Origin of the sequence: Streptomyces sedi, assembly GCF_006335015.1 — a bacterium.
In the GTDB taxonomy this organism is placed as follows: domain Bacteria; phylum Actinomycetota; class Actinomycetes; order Streptomycetales; family Streptomycetaceae; genus Streptomyces; species Streptomyces sedi.
The window spans coordinates 372,273-387,324 of sequence record NZ_VDGT01000001.1 but is presented as its reverse complement, the minus strand read 5'-3'; the positions used below and the strand labels follow the sequence as shown (position 1 = coordinate 387,324).

17 protein-coding genes are annotated in these 15,052 nt (G+C 69.6%); 8 read left to right on the top strand and 9 right to left on the bottom strand.

The window, feature by feature from the left end; translation table 11 throughout:
- Nucleotides 1-58: 58 nt before the first annotated feature.
- The 4 genes from FH715_RS01555 to FH715_RS01540 all read right to left on the bottom strand — a co-directional run bounded on the left by FH715_RS01555 (nt 59) and on the right by FH715_RS01540 (nt 3,812).
- Complete coding sequence (locus FH715_RS01555) at nt 59-1,387, bottom strand: glutaminase (RefSeq protein WP_139640148.1); 1,329 nt, start codon at nt 1,385-1,387, stop codon at nt 59-61.
- A gap of 115 nt (nt 1,388-1,502) precedes the next feature.
- Nucleotides 1,503-1,889: a GNAT family N-acetyltransferase gene (locus FH715_RS01550; protein WP_139640147.1), complete on the bottom strand. Its 387-nt coding sequence runs from the start codon at nt 1,887-1,889 to the stop codon at nt 1,503-1,505.
- An 88-nt stretch (nt 1,890-1,977) separates the two neighbouring features.
- Nucleotides 1,978-2,673 (bottom strand): NADPH-dependent F420 reductase, encoded by a 696-nt coding sequence (locus FH715_RS01545; RefSeq protein WP_139640146.1) that lies wholly within the window; start codon nt 2,671-2,673, stop codon nt 1,978-1,980.
- Nucleotides 2,670-3,812: an LLM class flavin-dependent oxidoreductase gene (locus tag FH715_RS01540; protein ID WP_139640145.1), complete on the bottom strand. Its 1,143-nt coding sequence runs from the start codon at nt 3,810-3,812 to the stop codon at nt 2,670-2,672. Before FH715_RS01540 ends, FH715_RS01545 begins: the two co-directional genes overlap by 4 nt.
- A gap of 405 nt (nt 3,813-4,217) precedes the next feature.
- Between FH715_RS01540 and FH715_RS01535 the strand changes: the two genes are divergently transcribed.
- Nucleotides 4,218-4,865 carry a hydrolase gene (locus FH715_RS01535; RefSeq protein ID WP_139640144.1) on the top strand — a complete coding sequence of 216 codons (648 nt, stop codon included), beginning with the start codon at nt 4,218-4,220 and terminating at the stop codon, nt 4,863-4,865.
- A 422-nt stretch (nt 4,866-5,287) separates the two neighbouring features.
- Here the strand turns inward: FH715_RS01535 and FH715_RS01530 are convergent, their stop codons facing one another.
- The 3 genes from FH715_RS01530 to FH715_RS01520 form a co-directional block, all read right to left on the bottom strand.
- Entirely contained in the window at nt 5,288-5,698 is a 411-nt protein-coding gene (locus tag FH715_RS01530) for a (4Fe-4S)-binding protein (protein WP_139640143.1), read from the bottom strand.
- A 30-nt stretch (nt 5,699-5,728) separates the two neighbouring features.
- Nucleotides 5,729-6,037 (bottom strand): GNAT family N-acetyltransferase, encoded by a 309-nt coding sequence (locus FH715_RS01525; RefSeq protein WP_139640142.1) that lies wholly within the window; start codon nt 6,035-6,037, stop codon nt 5,729-5,731.
- A gap of 115 nt (nt 6,038-6,152) precedes the next feature.
- A complete protein-coding gene (locus FH715_RS01520) occupies nt 6,153-6,620 on the bottom strand; it encodes a MarR family winged helix-turn-helix transcriptional regulator (protein ID WP_139640141.1) in 468 nt (155 codons plus the stop codon).
- Nucleotides 6,621-7,141: 521 nt separating this feature from the next.
- Here FH715_RS01520 and FH715_RS01515 point away from each other — a divergent pair.
- From FH715_RS01515 to FH715_RS01490, 6 genes are all read left to right on the top strand, one after another.
- Entirely contained in the window at nt 7,142-7,723 is a 582-nt protein-coding gene (locus FH715_RS01515; protein ID WP_342782148.1) for a putative T7SS-secreted protein, read from the top strand.
- Between the two features lie 8 nt (nt 7,724-7,731).
- On the top strand, nt 7,732-8,325 hold the full coding sequence (locus tag FH715_RS01510; RefSeq protein ID WP_139640139.1) for a hypothetical protein: 594 nt from the start codon (nt 7,732-7,734) through the stop codon (nt 8,323-8,325).
- 165 nt (nt 8,326-8,490) lie between these two features.
- Nucleotides 8,491-9,057, top strand: coding sequence for a hypothetical protein (locus tag FH715_RS01505; protein WP_139640138.1), 567 nt, complete (start codon nt 8,491-8,493; stop codon nt 9,055-9,057).
- An 8-nt stretch (nt 9,058-9,065) separates the two neighbouring features.
- On the top strand, nt 9,066-9,278 hold the full coding sequence (locus FH715_RS01500) for a hypothetical protein (protein WP_139640137.1): 213 nt from the start codon (nt 9,066-9,068) through the stop codon (nt 9,276-9,278).
- A 191-nt stretch (nt 9,279-9,469) separates the two neighbouring features.
- Nucleotides 9,470-9,691: a hypothetical protein gene (locus FH715_RS01495; protein ID WP_139640136.1), complete on the top strand. Its 222-nt coding sequence runs from the start codon at nt 9,470-9,472 to the stop codon at nt 9,689-9,691.
- 88 nt (nt 9,692-9,779) lie between these two features.
- Entirely contained in the window at nt 9,780-10,040 is a 261-nt protein-coding gene (locus tag FH715_RS01490) for a hypothetical protein (RefSeq protein ID WP_246108478.1), read from the top strand.
- 168 nt (nt 10,041-10,208) lie between these two features.
- Here the strand turns inward: FH715_RS01490 and FH715_RS01485 are convergent, their stop codons facing one another.
- Both FH715_RS01485 and FH715_RS01480 read right to left on the bottom strand, forming a co-directional pair.
- Nucleotides 10,209-11,459 (bottom strand): serine hydrolase domain-containing protein, encoded by a 1,251-nt coding sequence (locus FH715_RS01485; RefSeq protein ID WP_139640134.1) that lies wholly within the window; start codon nt 11,457-11,459, stop codon nt 10,209-10,211.
- A 968-nt stretch (nt 11,460-12,427) separates the two neighbouring features.
- On the bottom strand, nt 12,428-13,735 hold the full coding sequence (locus FH715_RS01480) for a M14 family metallopeptidase (protein ID WP_139640133.1): 1,308 nt from the start codon (nt 13,733-13,735) through the stop codon (nt 12,428-12,430).
- Between the two features lie 434 nt (nt 13,736-14,169).
- Between FH715_RS01480 and FH715_RS01475 the strand changes: the two genes are divergently transcribed.
- Nucleotides 14,170-14,916, top strand: coding sequence for a transglycosylase SLT domain-containing protein (locus FH715_RS01475; protein WP_139640132.1), 747 nt, complete (start codon nt 14,170-14,172; stop codon nt 14,914-14,916).
- Nucleotides 14,917-15,052 lie beyond the last annotated feature (136 nt).

Below are 15,052 nucleotides of genomic sequence, written 5' to 3'. Positions count from 1 at the left end.
AAGTCGCACATGTGTGGCGTTCGCCTCGTCCGTGCGGGGCGGTGAGGCGCCGCGCGGGTCAAGCCCCGTACTCCCGGGGCCGGTTCCGGTCGCCGGGCGCGGCGTGCGGCCCGGGCAGCGCCTCGGTCACGGTGTCCACGACGGTGACCCGGCCTCCGTCACCGGGGTCGGGGTCGGGCAGCAGCGACTCCGGGTCGACGAGGTAGACCTCGTGGCCGTCCAGCGTGAGCCGGCGCGCGACCTCCAGGACCATGCGCCGTGCCACGTCGTCGATCGAGTAGACCCACGTGAGGTCCACGGCCACCCTGACCTCTTCGGGAGCGGAGTCCACGACCTCCCGCACGATCCTCTCGGCTCCGGCGAAGCCGATCCCGCCCTGGAGTTCGAGGACCCGCAGCGCGTCCGGACCGCCGCCGCCGACCACGTGGTGGGAACGCACCACCGCGCGCGCGGCGGCCGGAGTCCCCATCAGATGCAGCCCCATGTCGGACGAGAACCGTTCGAACAGGGAGACTCCGCGCACGCTGTTGCCGTGGCGGTCCAGCCGCGGCGAGAAGGTGGCGATGCCGATCTGGCCGGGGAGCGCGCCGATCAGGCCGCCCGCCACGCCGCTCTTCGCGGGGATGCCGACCTGCGTCGCCCAGTCCCCGGCCGCGTCGTACATCCCGCACGTGAACATGACGCTCAACACCTGGCGCACCACCGGCTCGGGGACCACCCGCTCGCCCGAGAGCGGGTTCACCCCGCGGTTGGCCAGCGTCGCGGCCATCATGGCCAGGTCGCGGGCGGTGACGCGCACGGAACACTGCCGGGTGTAGCCGTCGACGACGGTCCTCGGGTCCTCGGTGAGGATGTCGTGGCCGCGGAGCATGTGGGCGATGGCGAGGTTGCGGTGCGCGTGCTCCATCTCCGAGACGCACACCGCCTCGTCGGTCCGCAGCGGGCGGCCGGCGAAGGCCGAGAGGCCGTCGATCACGCGCTCCACGCGCTCCGCCGGCTTGAGGTCGTCCGAGCCGACCAGCGTGTGGGTGGTGATCGCGCCGGCGTTGATCATGGGGTTGAGCGGGCGTCCGGTGTCGCCTTCGAGGGAGATCTGGTTGAACGCCTCTCCCGACGGTTCGACCCCGACCTTGGCGAGCACGGGGTCGAACCCCCGGTCGGCGAGCGCGAGGGCGTACGCGAAGGGCTTGGAGATCGACTGGATGGTGAACTCGGTGTCGATGTCACCCGCACCGTAGACCTCGCCCTGGACGGTGGCGAAGGCCGCGCCGAGGCGTTCGGGGTCGGCCGCGGCGAGTTCGGGGATGTACCCCGCCGGCTCGCCCGACGTGTCCGACACCACGTCTCCGAGCGCCTCGGTCAGATAGTCGGGGATGACCGACCGCATGGGTTCTCCTTCTCCTGCTGGATGGGCGAGCCTCCTGGATGGGCGGGCCATCCTGGGCGGGCGCCTCGCGCGCCCGCCGGCGCGGGCACCGGGCCGCCGCCCGGAAGACCGGCCGTCAGCCCCGGGTCGTCCGGGCGATCAGCGCCAGATCGTCCCGCGTCGCCCGGCGGAACACGCCGCCGCTCGCGACGTACTCGTCACCGTGCCTCCTCAGGTGCCGGGCGAACACCGGACACACGGGCACGACGGTGAGCTTCCTCCTCCTGCTGTCCTCCAGCGCCTCACGCACCAGCAGCCTCGCCAGACCGCGCCCGCCGAACTCCCCGTCTACCTCGGTGTGGAAGAAGATCCGCTCCGCGGCTGTGTCGGGGGAGTCGACGAACTCGGCCCTGCCCACCGGGGGGCCGTCGTCGACTCGCACGGTGTAGGCGCTGATCGGGCCGTCGAGTTCCAGCCGGACCGTCACGGGCGCGCCGGTGTGGTCGGTCAACCCCTGGGCCATCGGGCCTTCCTTTCGGGAGAACGAGCGGGAGAACGAGCGGGAGAACGAGCGGGGGAGGGTGTCCGGGACCGGGGTCCGGGACAGGGTTCTAGGACAAGGAGGGTGTTGCCTGGCGTGCGGCGGCGGCGGTGTCGTCGGTCGGGGCGGGGGGACGGGTGAGCGCGCGAAGCCGGTCGATGCCGACGTTGGCCCCGAACGCGGGGGCCCCGGGTTCGAGCAGGACGCCCGCCGCCAGATCGCCCACGACGAGCGGGTCGAACCCGAGCGTGTCGACCAACTCCGAGACGACCGCGACGTCCTCGGCCGCGTCACCGGCGACCGCGATCGCCCTGCGCTCCGGGTGGCCCGCGGGACGGGCCCCGCCCTCAACGTCGTGGTAGCCCATGTGGTTGAGGGCCTTGACGACGCGTGCGCCCGTCAGGAACCGGCGCACGGCCTCGCTCGACGAGACGTCGGGCGGGAGGATCCGCTCCCGGGGACCGTCGACCTCCCACCAGTGGTTCATCGCGTCGACGACGAGCCTGCCCGCCAGCTCCGGAACCGGCAGCTCGCGGTGCCTGCCGAGGGGGAGGGCGAGGATCACCGCGTCGGCGGCCTCCGCGGCGCGGGCCGGCCACACGGGGGTCGCCCCGGGGGTGAGCACCTCGGTGGTCAGCGCGATTCTCGCGGGGTCGCCCGACCCGGAGACCAGGACCCGGTAGCCGGCGCCGACGGCCAGCCGGGCCAGGACCGTGCCGACCTTTCCGGCCCCCAGGATTCCGACGGTGGTGACGGGGGCGGTCATCGTGCCGTTCCCGTCGTCAACGTGGGGCGCTCGGCGAGGAGTTCGCGGACCCGGGGGATGACCCGGGTGCCGTACAGCTCGACCGAACGCAGCCGTGCGGAGGCCGCGACGGTGCCGGCGGCGGAGTAGACCATGTCGAACCGGCCCGCCTCCAGCACCCTGATCGCGTGGGCGATCCTGGCCGCCACCGTCTCGACCGAACCGACGTACAGCGAGCCGCGTTCCACCTCGGCCTCGAACTCCTCGCGGCGGAGCGGCGGCCAGCCGCGCAGCGCGCCGATCCGGTCGCGGATCTCCCGGTACCCGGGGTAGAACAGCTCCTTGGCCTCCTCGTCGGTCGGCGCGACGAAGCCGGGGGAGTGCAGGCCGACCGGCCGCGCCGTGGTGCCGCCCCGCTCGTTCGCGCGCCGGTACAGGTCCACGTAGGGGGCGAACCGGTCGGGGGCGCCGCCGATGACGGCGAGCATGAGCCGGAACCCGTAGTGCGCCGTGCGGATCACGGACTGCGGCGAACCGCCCACCCCCACCCAGGTGTCGAGGCGCCCCGACTCGGTCTTCGGGAACAGGTCCGCCTCGTGCAGGGCGGGGCGGGTGGTGCCCTCCCAGGTCACCGGCTTCTCGTCCAGGAGCCGGTGGAACAGGTCGATCTTCTCGTCGAACAGGACCTCGTAGTCCTTGAGGTCGTAGCCGAACAGCGGGAACGACTCGGTGAACGAGCCGCGGCCGAGGATCACTTCGGCGCGACCGCGGGAGAGCGCGTCGACCGTGGCGAACCGCTGGAACACGCGCACGGGGTCGTCCGAGGAGAGCACCGTCACGCCCGAGGCGAGCCGGATGCGCTCGGTGGCGGTCGCGATGCCCGCGAGCACCGTCTCCGGGCTGGAGATCGCGTACTCGGGCCGGTGGTGCTCGCCCAACGCGACCACGTCGATGCCGACCTGGTCGGCCAGGACCGCCTCGGTCACCGCGGCGCGGATCGCCGCCGCGTGCGAGAGGACCTCGCCCCGGTCGTCCCGGGGCCGGTCGCCGAAGCTGTCGATGCCGAACTCGACACGCGAGGCGTCGCCCCGGTGCGAGTCCTGCCGCGAGTCCTGCCGCGAGTCCCGCGCCGGGCTCTCCTGCGGGGCGTTCGTCGACATCGGCCTTCTCCCGTCCGGTTGACGCGTCACACCTGCGTGGGCTTCTGGGGGCCGGTGTCCCGGCCGCGGAGGGCGCTCGCTCTCCCGAAGCCCCTGCCTGGTTGATGTATCACCTAGGTTAGATTCAGGTCATTGAAACGTCAACTAAACCCCGGGTGCCCGCTCGGGACGCCCGCTCCTCGGTCGTCGTCGGCGTTCCGGCGTGCGGCGTTCCGGCGTTCCCGGGCGGCGCGTCCGAGGCTGGTTGACACGTCAACTACTAGGAACCTAGCGTAGGTGACGCGTCAACCAGATGGTGGGGCGTCAGCCGGCCGGCCCGTGTGCGGCCCGCCGTGGCGTCGAGGAACCGGTATGCCGTCTGGACCCGTTGGACGCGAAGCTGCGAAGTCCCAGAAGGGGAACCCCATGAGCACTGGCAAGAAGGCCGGACTCGACGCACTGCTGACGCCCGAGGAAAGCGTCGTCGTGCTGATCGATCACCAGCCCTTCCAGTTCGCGAACTTGAACAGTCACGAACCGACCATGGTGGTCAACAACTCCGTCGCGTTGGCCAAGGCCGCCAAGGCGTACGGCGTGCCGACGATTCTGACGACCGTTCTGGAGGAGCGCGGCGGCCTCCTCATCAAGGGGATACAGGACGTGTTCCCGGACCAGAAGCCGATCAACAGGACCCTCATCAACACCTGGCAGGATCCGCGCGTCGTGGACGCCGTCAAGGCGACGGGGCGAAAGAAGCTGATCATCGCCGGTCTCTGGACCGAGGTCTGTGTGGCGATGCCGGCCATCCAGGCGGCGGGCGAGGGCTTCGACGTCCACGTCGTCACCGACGCCTCGGGCGGTGCCTCCGCCGAGACCCACGACATGGCCGTCCGGCGCATGGTCCAGGCGGGCATCGTGCCGATCACCTGGCTGGCCGTGATGGCCGAGTGGCAGCGCGACTGGGCCAGGGAGGAGACCCTGCAGGACGTCATCGGCATCCAGGCGCAGCACGGCGGCGCCTCGGGTGTGGCCTTCGAGTGGGAGACGCAGCTCCTGGCCAGTGGCCGCGGCTGAGCTGAGTGAGCTGAGTGAGCTGAGTTGAGCCGAGCTCGGTTGAGGTGACGTGAAGGCCGCGTCGGCCGTCCTCGGCGTCGGGTGCCGCCCGTCGCTGACCGGTGTGCTCCCGGACGACGGCCGGCGCGGCCCGTCACCGACGGGGTCGTCCGAACGTGATGGCCCTTCCGTTGGGCGGTCGGCCGCGCCGGTCCCGATGACCGGGCCGACCAGGCGCGGCGCGACACCGGGACCGCGCTCCGGCCGCGCGCGAGCTGTTCCCGTTCGCCGCGAAGGACTCACCGCACGCGGCACCGCCTCGGGATGTCCGACGGGCTGGAGGCGTTCCGCACCGCGGTACCGGACCGGTAGGGCTTCTGGGGAACGGCCACGGCGTCGAACGCCGTGTCAGCTCGCAGGAGTTGCCCCCGGGGGCCCCGCGGTCACCGCCCGCAGGGCCCCGAGTGGTCGCAGTACGGCTGCCGGCGACTCAGCGCGCAGCCGCACAGCACGGCCCTGGTCTCGGTGCGCGGGCCGTCCGCCGTCTGCACGCTCTGCTCGCCGCGCACGGTCAGCTGCCCGTTGGGGCTGCGGGTGATCCGCGTGGGGCGCTCCGGGATCTCCTTGCCGCCGTCGGCGAGTTCGTAGTGCAGCGCGCCCCTGGGGCAGCGCCGCACGACCTCGGCCAGGCGGTCGGCGTCGGCGCGGTCCGGCGCGATCCACGGGCGCCTGCCGGTGTCGAACACCTCGGGCAGGCCGCCGACGCACTCGGCGGCGTGCAGACAGCGCGCGGCCTCGAAGGTGACCGTGATCGCGCGCCCCTCGTAGCTCTTCTTCTCGGGTCCGCCGCTCATGTCGGCCCCCTTACCGGCTCGTTCGGCTTCTCAGTCGCTGACCTTGCTGCGGGACTGGTACAGCAGGTCCTCGTACTCGGGGTGGCGGGCGATCCACGCCGCGAAGAACGGGCAGGTCGCCAGCACCCGCAGGTCCGCGGCGCGCGCCTCGTCCAGCGCGGCCCGGGCCAGCGCGGAGCCGACGCCGCGCCCCTCGTACTCCGGCGCGACCTCGGTGTGGAGGAACGCGATCAGTTCCGTCGTGCGCAGGTACGCGGCGTAGCCCGCGACCTCGGCCTCGCCGTCGACCCTGGCCTCGTACCGCTTCGCGGCGGGCGCGTCCTTCACCTCGACGGTCATGTCTTCTCCCTGGGCCGGGCGGGTGTGGGTCCGTCCACACTAGCCCCATCCGGTTGACGCATCAACATTCTGGGCGTCGCGGGGCCACGACACCGACGCGCGAGGCGGCGGGAGGTCAGTCGGGCTGCTGCTCCATGTGGGTAAGGACGCGTTGGGAGATCCGGGCGAGGGTGTCCAACTCCTCGGGGGAGAGGGCCTCGACGAACAGCCGGCGGACGTGCGCGACATGCATGGGCGCGGCCTCCTCGATCGCCCGGTAGCCGGCCGGGGTGGCCACGATGAACCAGCCGCGCCCGTCGTCGGGGCACTCCTCCCTGGCCACCAGTCCCCGTTTCGCCATCCGCCCCACCTGGTGGGACATCCGACTCTTCTCCCACTCCACCGACTTGGCCAGATCCAGAAACCGCATCCGCCCGCCGCCCCTCTCCGTGAGGCTGGCCAACACGATGAAGTCCGAGGCGGACATGCGGGAGTCGACGTGGAGTTGGCGGGTGAGCCGTCCGATGAGTGTCTCCTGCATGCGGATGAAACTGTCCCAAGCGGCCTTCTGCTCCGGGGTGAGCCAGCGAGGCGTTGCGTTCATGGGGGGAGTGTAACGAGATCGTTGACAGCTCATCTATCCCGCCGGAGCGCCCCGTTCACCCGCCGACCGGCGGCGTTGAGGCGCGCGCGGGCCGCCCGTCGCCACCACGGGCGACGGCCGCGGCGCCGCCGCCGTCGCCCGTGGTGGTGATCGCTAGGTGTGCAGCCAGCCGGGGGAAGCATCACGCCGTTCCTGCTCCGAGCGGTAGAGGTGGGGTAGGCCCACTCACCCAGCGGCGTCCGAGCGACCGGGAGTAGACCATTGGCGAGTAATCGTGCGCCTACCCGGTGGTGACATCGGGTGGTTCATTGGTAATACTGGGCGCTGCCTCTCTGCTGTGCGCGTGTCACCAAACGTGTCCGGCGCCCGGAGCGTTCGATCGGGCTCGGCCGAGGGGCGTTCGTGACCGGTGGTCGGGGGGCTCGGCGGTAAGGGCAGTGCCGTGAGTCGTCCCGGCGAGTCGTAGGGGGGCACATGGCTTATTTTTCGTTCACGGAGCGCTGCGGTTTCGGGGGGTTCGAGTGACATTGTGGCCCTCGGTACCGGTGGAGCCGGACGCGGAACAGGCTGGACAGTACCGGGCGTTGGGGTTCGTGCCCTGCCCCGGGAAACAGGGCGCCATGGACCATGTGGCCGAGCAGGTCAGGGGCACCACCACTGCGCTGGGCGACATCGTCGATCTCCTGCGGGGAAGGGGCCGGGGGCAGTGGCGCGGGCAGTCCGCAGAAGCCTTCCGTGAACGGTTCGATGATGACTTCAAGCCCAAAGTCGAACAGGCGCACGAATCGTTTCTCCTGGCGGCGCAAGCCCTTGAGGAGTGGGCTGAGTTCGTGCCCGGGCAGCAGCGTGCTGCCATGGCTCTGGAAGATCGGGCGCAGAGGTTCCAAGACTCGTTGGATGCGCTGCCGCCGGCACCGACTTGGGACGAACTGGTCGGTCGCGACGGCGGGCAGGACGAGGAGGAGGCCGAGCGAGCCCGTCAGGAACGACTGGAGCTCCTGGAGAACCGTCCGCAGTTGCAGAGACAGCTGGACGCAGTGCGCCAGCAGGCTGAGTGGCTACGGGAGAGCTATATAGAGCAAGGGCCATCGCCGAGCGGATAGCCCGTGCCATGGCGATGGCCCCGAACGAGCCGGGCTTCTTCTCTCGTCTTGGCAGCGCGTTGGTGGATGCGGCATCCGGCATCGTCGACGCGGTGGGAGAGATCGCCTCGGCCGTTGGCGAGTGGATCGTGGAGAATGCCAAGACTCTCGGCATCGTCGGCGACATGCTGTCGTTTATCAGCACCGTCGCGGCCGTGGGTGCCCTGGCGCTCTTGGCCACTGGTCCGATCGGAATGGCGACGGCTGCCGGGCTCACAGCCGTCGCCACCGGATTCGCCGCAGGCGCATTGGCGTTTCACGGAGCCGCTGCGCTGGGTGGGGCCGATGTTCCATTCCGGTCTTTTGTGCAGGATTCTCTTGGTGTGATACCAGTGTTGGGTTTGTTCGGCCGAGCGGCTCATGCGCTGACCCGAACTCCGGTGATGTCGAGCCTGGGGAATATTGGTACCGCAGACAGTGTGTTTGGGTTGCTTGAAGATCATTCAGTGCTTGAAAATTTCGCGCCACCCGAACCCATTGAATGGGGGCAGTTTCAGGGGAGTGAGCTCCTCGGTCGCTTTGACGCCGCTTGGCGTCAGCCAGTCGTGGGGCGGCCCGCCTGACGGATCGAACTGTCGTGTCGACTCGGAAACGCTATCGCGGTTGTGGTTTTGCGTAGTGCGGATTTGCCGAGGAAGCGGGGGAAGCTGGACGATGCGGAGGTAAGCGATGCGTGGGAAATGAGGGCTCCGTATCCACCGAGGTTTCATCAGGACGGAGACGAGCGGATGGCCAACAAGGATTATGTCCCAGACTTCAACGGGGCGGAACGAGTTGAGGTGGCTCTCTACTCGCATGCCGATCTGGCTGTCGCCATGGGGTACGAGATGGGGTATGACCTGACTGGTTACGGCGCGAGTCTGGGGCACGGTCCGACCCAGTTGCAGTTTACTCGGGATGACAGCGAGGAATCTCGGAGGCGCGCTGCTTGGACGCGCTATCACTACGGAGTGAACGGCGCCTGGTGGGCAACAGCCGTTCCGCCGAGCGCACCTCCCGGGGCTATTTCTCCCCAGGAGGCGGGAAAGCATCGGCTCAAGCTCTTTCTGATTACCCGCCACAGTCTGATGTCTGCCCGCTTGCGCTTCGCACTCGCCGAGTCGCTGGTTTTGGCGATGACAGTATTTTTTGCTGTCGCTTTCTGGCCGATTGCTTTGTTGACTGTCGCCTTTGCTTTCCTACTGTTGGCGGCAGCTCCATTGACGCAAAGAGGTCGGGACGCTGCCGAAGCGCGGCATCTGTCCGTGATCGAGCAGTACGAAGCGCAGCGCATATTTTGGAGCTACGAGGATTAGAAGGCCTGATGTTTGCCGGTTTCGATATACCGCAGTGGTTTTCTAGCTTGCCCATCGGGATGAGCAAGGAGAGTGCCTATGCCTTCGCCGCCGAAAACGTTCGCGCATACTCGGATGGCAACATCGAAAGAGAAAGAGCGCTCCTCAATGAAATCAGGGGATGTTCGCTTGCCTTGGAACAGGTAGGAGTGATCTACGCGGGAGCGGTATTGGGTATCTAGAAGAAGAGCTTTCACTGGCCGTTCTCACGGTTGCTGTCCAGAGGCTGGACTATGGGGCGGACGCGCGCGTGGCTGCTGAGGGCGCGCTGCAGTCCCTGGTCGCCTCGCGCGGCTCGCAATGGTCTGGCAACGTTTATCCACTACCTTGTGGCCAGCCGGCAGCTATCGTGACTGGTCCTCGGATACTTCGGATGCGTGACATGCAGCCTTCCGATGTGCCTTTCGCGGAGCTGCAGGCGTATGTCCCCGTTCCAGAGCACTCCATGGTTGCAGATCGCCAGATGCTCGTCCTCACGTTCACCACTCCGGTCGCGGGACATTGGGAGCGGTATATGCCATTGCTGGTGAGGGTGCTGCGGAGTCTCTGTTTTTCCGAGCAGGAGGCACTCGTGTCCGCGGATTCCATAGGCTGATGCCGCCCCTCTGTTCAATAGGGAACGTCGCCCACAAGAGATTGAGTTGAGTGCTATGAGTACGTGTGACTTGTACCTGGACTATGAGATGTTGAGCACCAACCGCGACAACATTCGCAATATCGCCCAGCTATTGGAGCAGCCCTGCCGGGCGATGGCCGACGTGAACGGTTCCGACATGGGCGTGGATCGGCTCGAACAGCGGATGGATGACTTCGGGGACGAGTGGGAGTACGGAATCGGGAAGATGGCCGAATTCTCCGATGCGGCTGCCACGTGCCTCGACGAGGTCTTGCACGCGTTTCGTGAGATCGATGAGGCGCTGGCCAGCGTATTCGACGACGGATGAATCGCTCCTCGCCGTCAGCGGGTTGGGGCGGGGGCGCGTCGTTCGTCGGCCGAGCCGCGGTGGTGCTCTCTCGGTCGCATGGGTAAGGGGGGCGGGGCGGCGGGCGGAACGACGGCCCGCCGCCCGGGGTGGGTGGCGGGCCGTCGATCAACTCGGGGCCGTGGGCGCTCAGTCGCGCTGGAGGCCCTCGGGCAGGTCCGGCTCGGCCGGGGCGACGAAGCGCTCGTTGTCGTCCTCGACGGAGGCGGTCCGCTGCTCGGCGGCGTCGGCGCCGCAGAAGGCGGCCTCCAGGGAGTCGCCGAGCGCCGTGTTGACGTCGCCGTTGTTCGAGGTGTTGGCGGTCGCCGCGAGGCTGCGCTCACCGTCCTCGGTGGTGAACGCGTAGGTGTAGTAACCCTGCACGGTGCCGGTGTGCCCGTAGACGGACACCTCGCACGACAGGTCGTAGCGCCGCAGGCCGAGGCCGTAGTGCTTGGTGCCGGTGTCGTCGGTCGGCTGCACGTCGGTCATCGCCGCGAGCTGCTCGTCGCCCAGCAGTTCGCCGCCGAGAAGCGCGCTCGTGAACGTGTTCAGGTCGGTCGGGTTCGAGATCACCGCACCGGCCGACTGGGCCCACGACACGGTCTGCTCGGTGGAGTCCACCAGCGGCTCGCCGGCCTCGTCCGGGGTGAGGTGACCGTCGATGTGGTCGCCCGGCATGGCGGTGTCCGGGTGCACGTACGCGGTGTTCTCCAGGCCGAGCGGGTCGATGATCCGCTCCTGGTAGGCGTCCGCGAGGGGCTGGCCGGTGAGGTGCTCGATGAGCATCCCGACGACCACGAAGTTGGCGTTGGAGTAGGCGTACGCGGAGCCCGGCTCGACCGTCAGCGGCTGCGCGGTCGACAGGTCGACCAGCTCCTGGAGCGGGTAGACCTCGTCGCGGGTCGCCTCGAACCCGGGGACGGTCTCCGCGAACATGTCGTTGCTGTAGTCGTAGAGGCCGCTGCGGTGGGTCAGCAGGTGGCGCACGGTGATCGAGTCGTCCGGCAGCAGCCCCGGCAGGATCTCGTTCACGGGCACGTCCAGCTCGACGGCGCCCTCCTCGACGAGCTGGAGCAGCGCGACGGCGGAGAAGGTCTTGCTCACACTGCCGATGCGGAACTGCGCGTCGGTGTCCATCTGCTGGCCGGTGCCGGCCTCCCGCTCGCCGACCGTCTCGGACAGCGAGCCGTCCGGGCCGTCGAAGCGCGCCATGGCTCCCGGCGCTCCCAGCTCGGTCGACTCGGTCAGCGCGGCCCGTACCGCCGCCATGTCGGGCTCGGGGCTCTGGGGCGCGTCGTCGCCACCGCCGGGCACGCCGACGGCCTGGGCCGCAACGGCGAATGACGCGACCAGCGTGGCGGCGACGAGCGCCGTCTGCTTGCGTGTGGGGAAACGCACGACAGTCTTCAACTCCCATGATTGGGGCTCGTTTGCGTTTCTCACCCTAATAGCTCTCCGGGAACCGGGTGTTCAAGGGGCGAACGTGTCGGCGGCCGACGGATGCGATTGATTGGTGAGGGAAACGCGGGCGTTCTGCGGGGTGAGTTCTGCGTCTCCATACGGTGGCGGAGGGTGAGCGGGCGCGGGGTGGCGGGCGGCGCCTTCGCGGCGCTTCGGCGGGGTGGCGTTTCCCGAGGTGGGACGGCGGGGCGGGCGACGGAAGGCGCGCGGGGAACGAGGAGTTCGGGGTGTCTTCCGGCGATTGCCCGACGCGGAATGGGGGTGAATCTATCCGTACGGAGTGCGAGACATGGGTCACGTGCCGTGTGTGATGCGGCCTTCCGCCCCTCGCTCTCTCCTCCCCGCCCTCTCGACGCTCTGAACAGGGGAGTAGAGGCGGGTCGCGGGCCCGGGTGCGGCGGTGGGGGGATCAGGCGGAGGTGTTCTTCGAGGCGGCGCGCTTTCCCGGAATGACCGGGGGACGGCCGGCTGCCGCGCGGTGCCCTCCCTGGGGCTGTCCGGCCGGCTCGGGCGTTCCTCGGCGTTCTTCGGCGTTCTTCGGGCTTTCAGGGGAGGGGTGGGGCATGTGGTGAATGCCGCGTGTGGGAAGTCGGTTCGCGATTCTCCCGGGAGATTTGTCGACGATGGCCGAGTGGCGTCGGGTTCCTTATTCCGAAACCCCGGGTTTCCGCAGGTGGCGAGTTTCCCGGACACGGACCGCCGTGGCCGGAAGGAGTTTCCGATCAATTCCCTTCCGCTTCCGGGGAACGGGACGCGCGCCGGCCCCGCTGCCGCGCCGGGGAGGGGGCGTCCCGCGGCGCTCCGCTTCCGCGCCGCGCCGGGGTTCGGGGGTGAACGGCCGTGGCCGGCCGCGTTGTCGCGCGGCCGGCCACGGGGTGGTGCGCAGTAGTGGGGGCTCTTTCGGGTCAGGAGGCGCAGTACTCGCCCTCCAGGCCGGCGGCCCGGTAGGCGCAGTCCGCGTAGCTGAGCAGCGTGAGCACGGCTTCCCGGTTCCGGCTGGTCTCCCGGTCGATCACGTCACCGGGCGGGTAGAACCCGCCGCCGGCCTGGGACGTCGGGTACATCTCGAAGGTGAACGAGAAGATGCCCTGGTCCGCCCAGGCCCAGTCGTTGATGCCGCCGTCGGTGATGTAGAGGTCGCTGGACTGCTGCGCGGTGTAGCCGTTGGTCTCGGCCATCGCCGTGCCCAACGCCTCGAACGCGGCGGCGTCGTCCTCGGTCAGGCCGGGGCCGGTCTCGTCGTAGGTGTAGCCGTACGGCCACAGCACCAGCTCGCTGTAGGTGTGGAAGTCGATGTGCGCCGTGATCTGCTGCTCGCCGTCGACGACGCGGTCGCGCACGAAGTCGGCGACGACCTGGGTCTCGGTGCCCGACTCCGGGCCGGAGCCGCGATAGGTCTCGCCGCCGGGGGAGTCGGACGATCCGCCGCAGCAGCCCCACTCGTAGGCCCAGTTGCGGTTGAGGTCGGTGCCGATGGACGACGAGCCCTCGTTGGCCTGGCGGTTCTTGCGCCACATCTGGAACTCGCCGGACTCCTGGTCGTAGACCTTGCCGTCCGGGTTGACCGAGGGGATCAGCCACACCTCGCGGCTGTCGAGAAGCTCGGTGACCTCGGAGTCGCCGCCGTACTGGGTGGTCAGCTCGCCGAGGGTGTAGAGCGCCATCTCGGCGGTCAGGTGCTCGCGGGCGTGCTGGTTGTGGGTGAACAGCACCTCCGGCTCGTCCTCGTCGGTGTCGACGTTGGCGCTGACCTTCACCGCGATGATGTCGCGTCCCTCGTCGGACTGGCCGATGACCTGGCTGCTCACCAGGTCCGGGTGGGCCTCCTCCGCCTCGGCGACGGCGGCGACCACCTCGTCGTAGGTGTGGTAGTCCTCCGGCGCGGCAGCGCTGACGTCTCGCTGGGCGGGCCCGGTGAGCGCGGTCAACGAGTAGCCCAGGCCGGTCAGCTCGTCCGCCTGCCGCTCGTCGGCGGTGATCACGACGGAGGCATCACGCACCTCGTCGATCGCGGTGCCGGTGCGGGCCAGCTCGGTGCGCTGGTCGGTGGTGGCGACGTCCCCGACCTCGTACTGCCGGAAGGTCGCGGTGGTGGTCCCGGACTCGGCCGCGTCCGGGACGGCGCTGGCCTGCGCGCCGAACGCGAGGGCCAGCGAGACGGTGAGAACGGTCGTGGCGAGGGCGGTCCGCCTGCCACGTGAGAGCCTCTGCATGACGCAACTCCTGTGTGGGGGTCGCGCCATACTCCCGAGGATGGCATGAGCGGGTCAAGGATCCCCTTTCCCTCGGCGGGGCTTCCCGGCGGGCCGACGTCGATTCCCGCGTGAGAGCGGAGCGTCACACGGAGTGGGAATCCGGTGTCGCCTCGTGGTCGCTCGTGCACTCCCGGTGGGGGTGGGAGGTGTGGGGGTGTGAGGGGTGGCACAGGTCGTTGGTCCTCTACGAGGGGTGTTCGTGGGTGGGTGGGGGTGGTTTCGGGGTGGGGTGCGGGGGGTGTGGGCGGGGTCGAAAGTCCCACGCGGTGGGGGTGTTTTCGCAGGTCAGGGCCTTGCGTGGGGGGTGGAGCGGCGTGCATGTTGGGGTTCGTCGCGCAGTCGGAAGCGGCGCTCGCACGGCACCATCCCCCCTCTTGCTTGGAGGCAGCTTCATGACCGCCAGCACCCACGGCACCCACCGGACCATGACCCGTCCGGTCGTGATCGCCGGCCTCGTGACCGTCGGCGCCACGGCCCTGACGCTCCCCTTCGCCGCCACCGCCCACGCCGAGGACACCCACGCGGGCGTGGTCGCCACCGCCGAGCAGACCACCTCCCCCACCGCCTACACCCCCACCACCGGCACTCTCGCCCCCGACAGTGGCACCCCGGACAGCGGGGCCCCGGAGGGCGACGCCCCGGCCAAGGAGCCCCAGGCCCCCGAGGAGCCCGAGGAGCCCCAGGCGCCTGAGGCGGGTGTGACGGACGGGCGTGCGGACGGCTTCACCGCCGACACCGGCCGGGGTGAGGAGTACGGGGACGACGGCTCGCTGGTCGTGATCGACAAGGCTGAGCAGCCCAAGCCCGAACCCGCCACCGACGAGGACATCGAGGGCTGGATCAACGAGGCCCTGGAGATCATGGACGAGGAAGGCATCCCCGGCACCTACGAGGGCATCCACCGCAACCTGATGCGGGAGTCCGCCGGTGACCCCCTGACCATCAACCTCTGGGACACCAACGCCGAACAGGACATCCCCTCCAAGGGCCTGCTCCAGGTCATCGACCCCACCTTCGACCAGTACCACGTCGACGGCACCAGCGAGAACATCTACGACCCCGTCGCCAACATCACCGCCGCCGCCAACTACGCCGCCGACCGCTACGGCTCCATGGACAACGTCGACAGCGCCTACTGACACAGGCGACCGACGCCCCCCGCGGCCGAAGAACCTCGCCAGGGCCCGGCCCCCGTCACCCGACGGGGGCCGGGCCCTGGCGCTGCGCCGGGAAAGCGACGGCACTCCCCGGGCCCGCCGGCCACGCCCTCGCCCG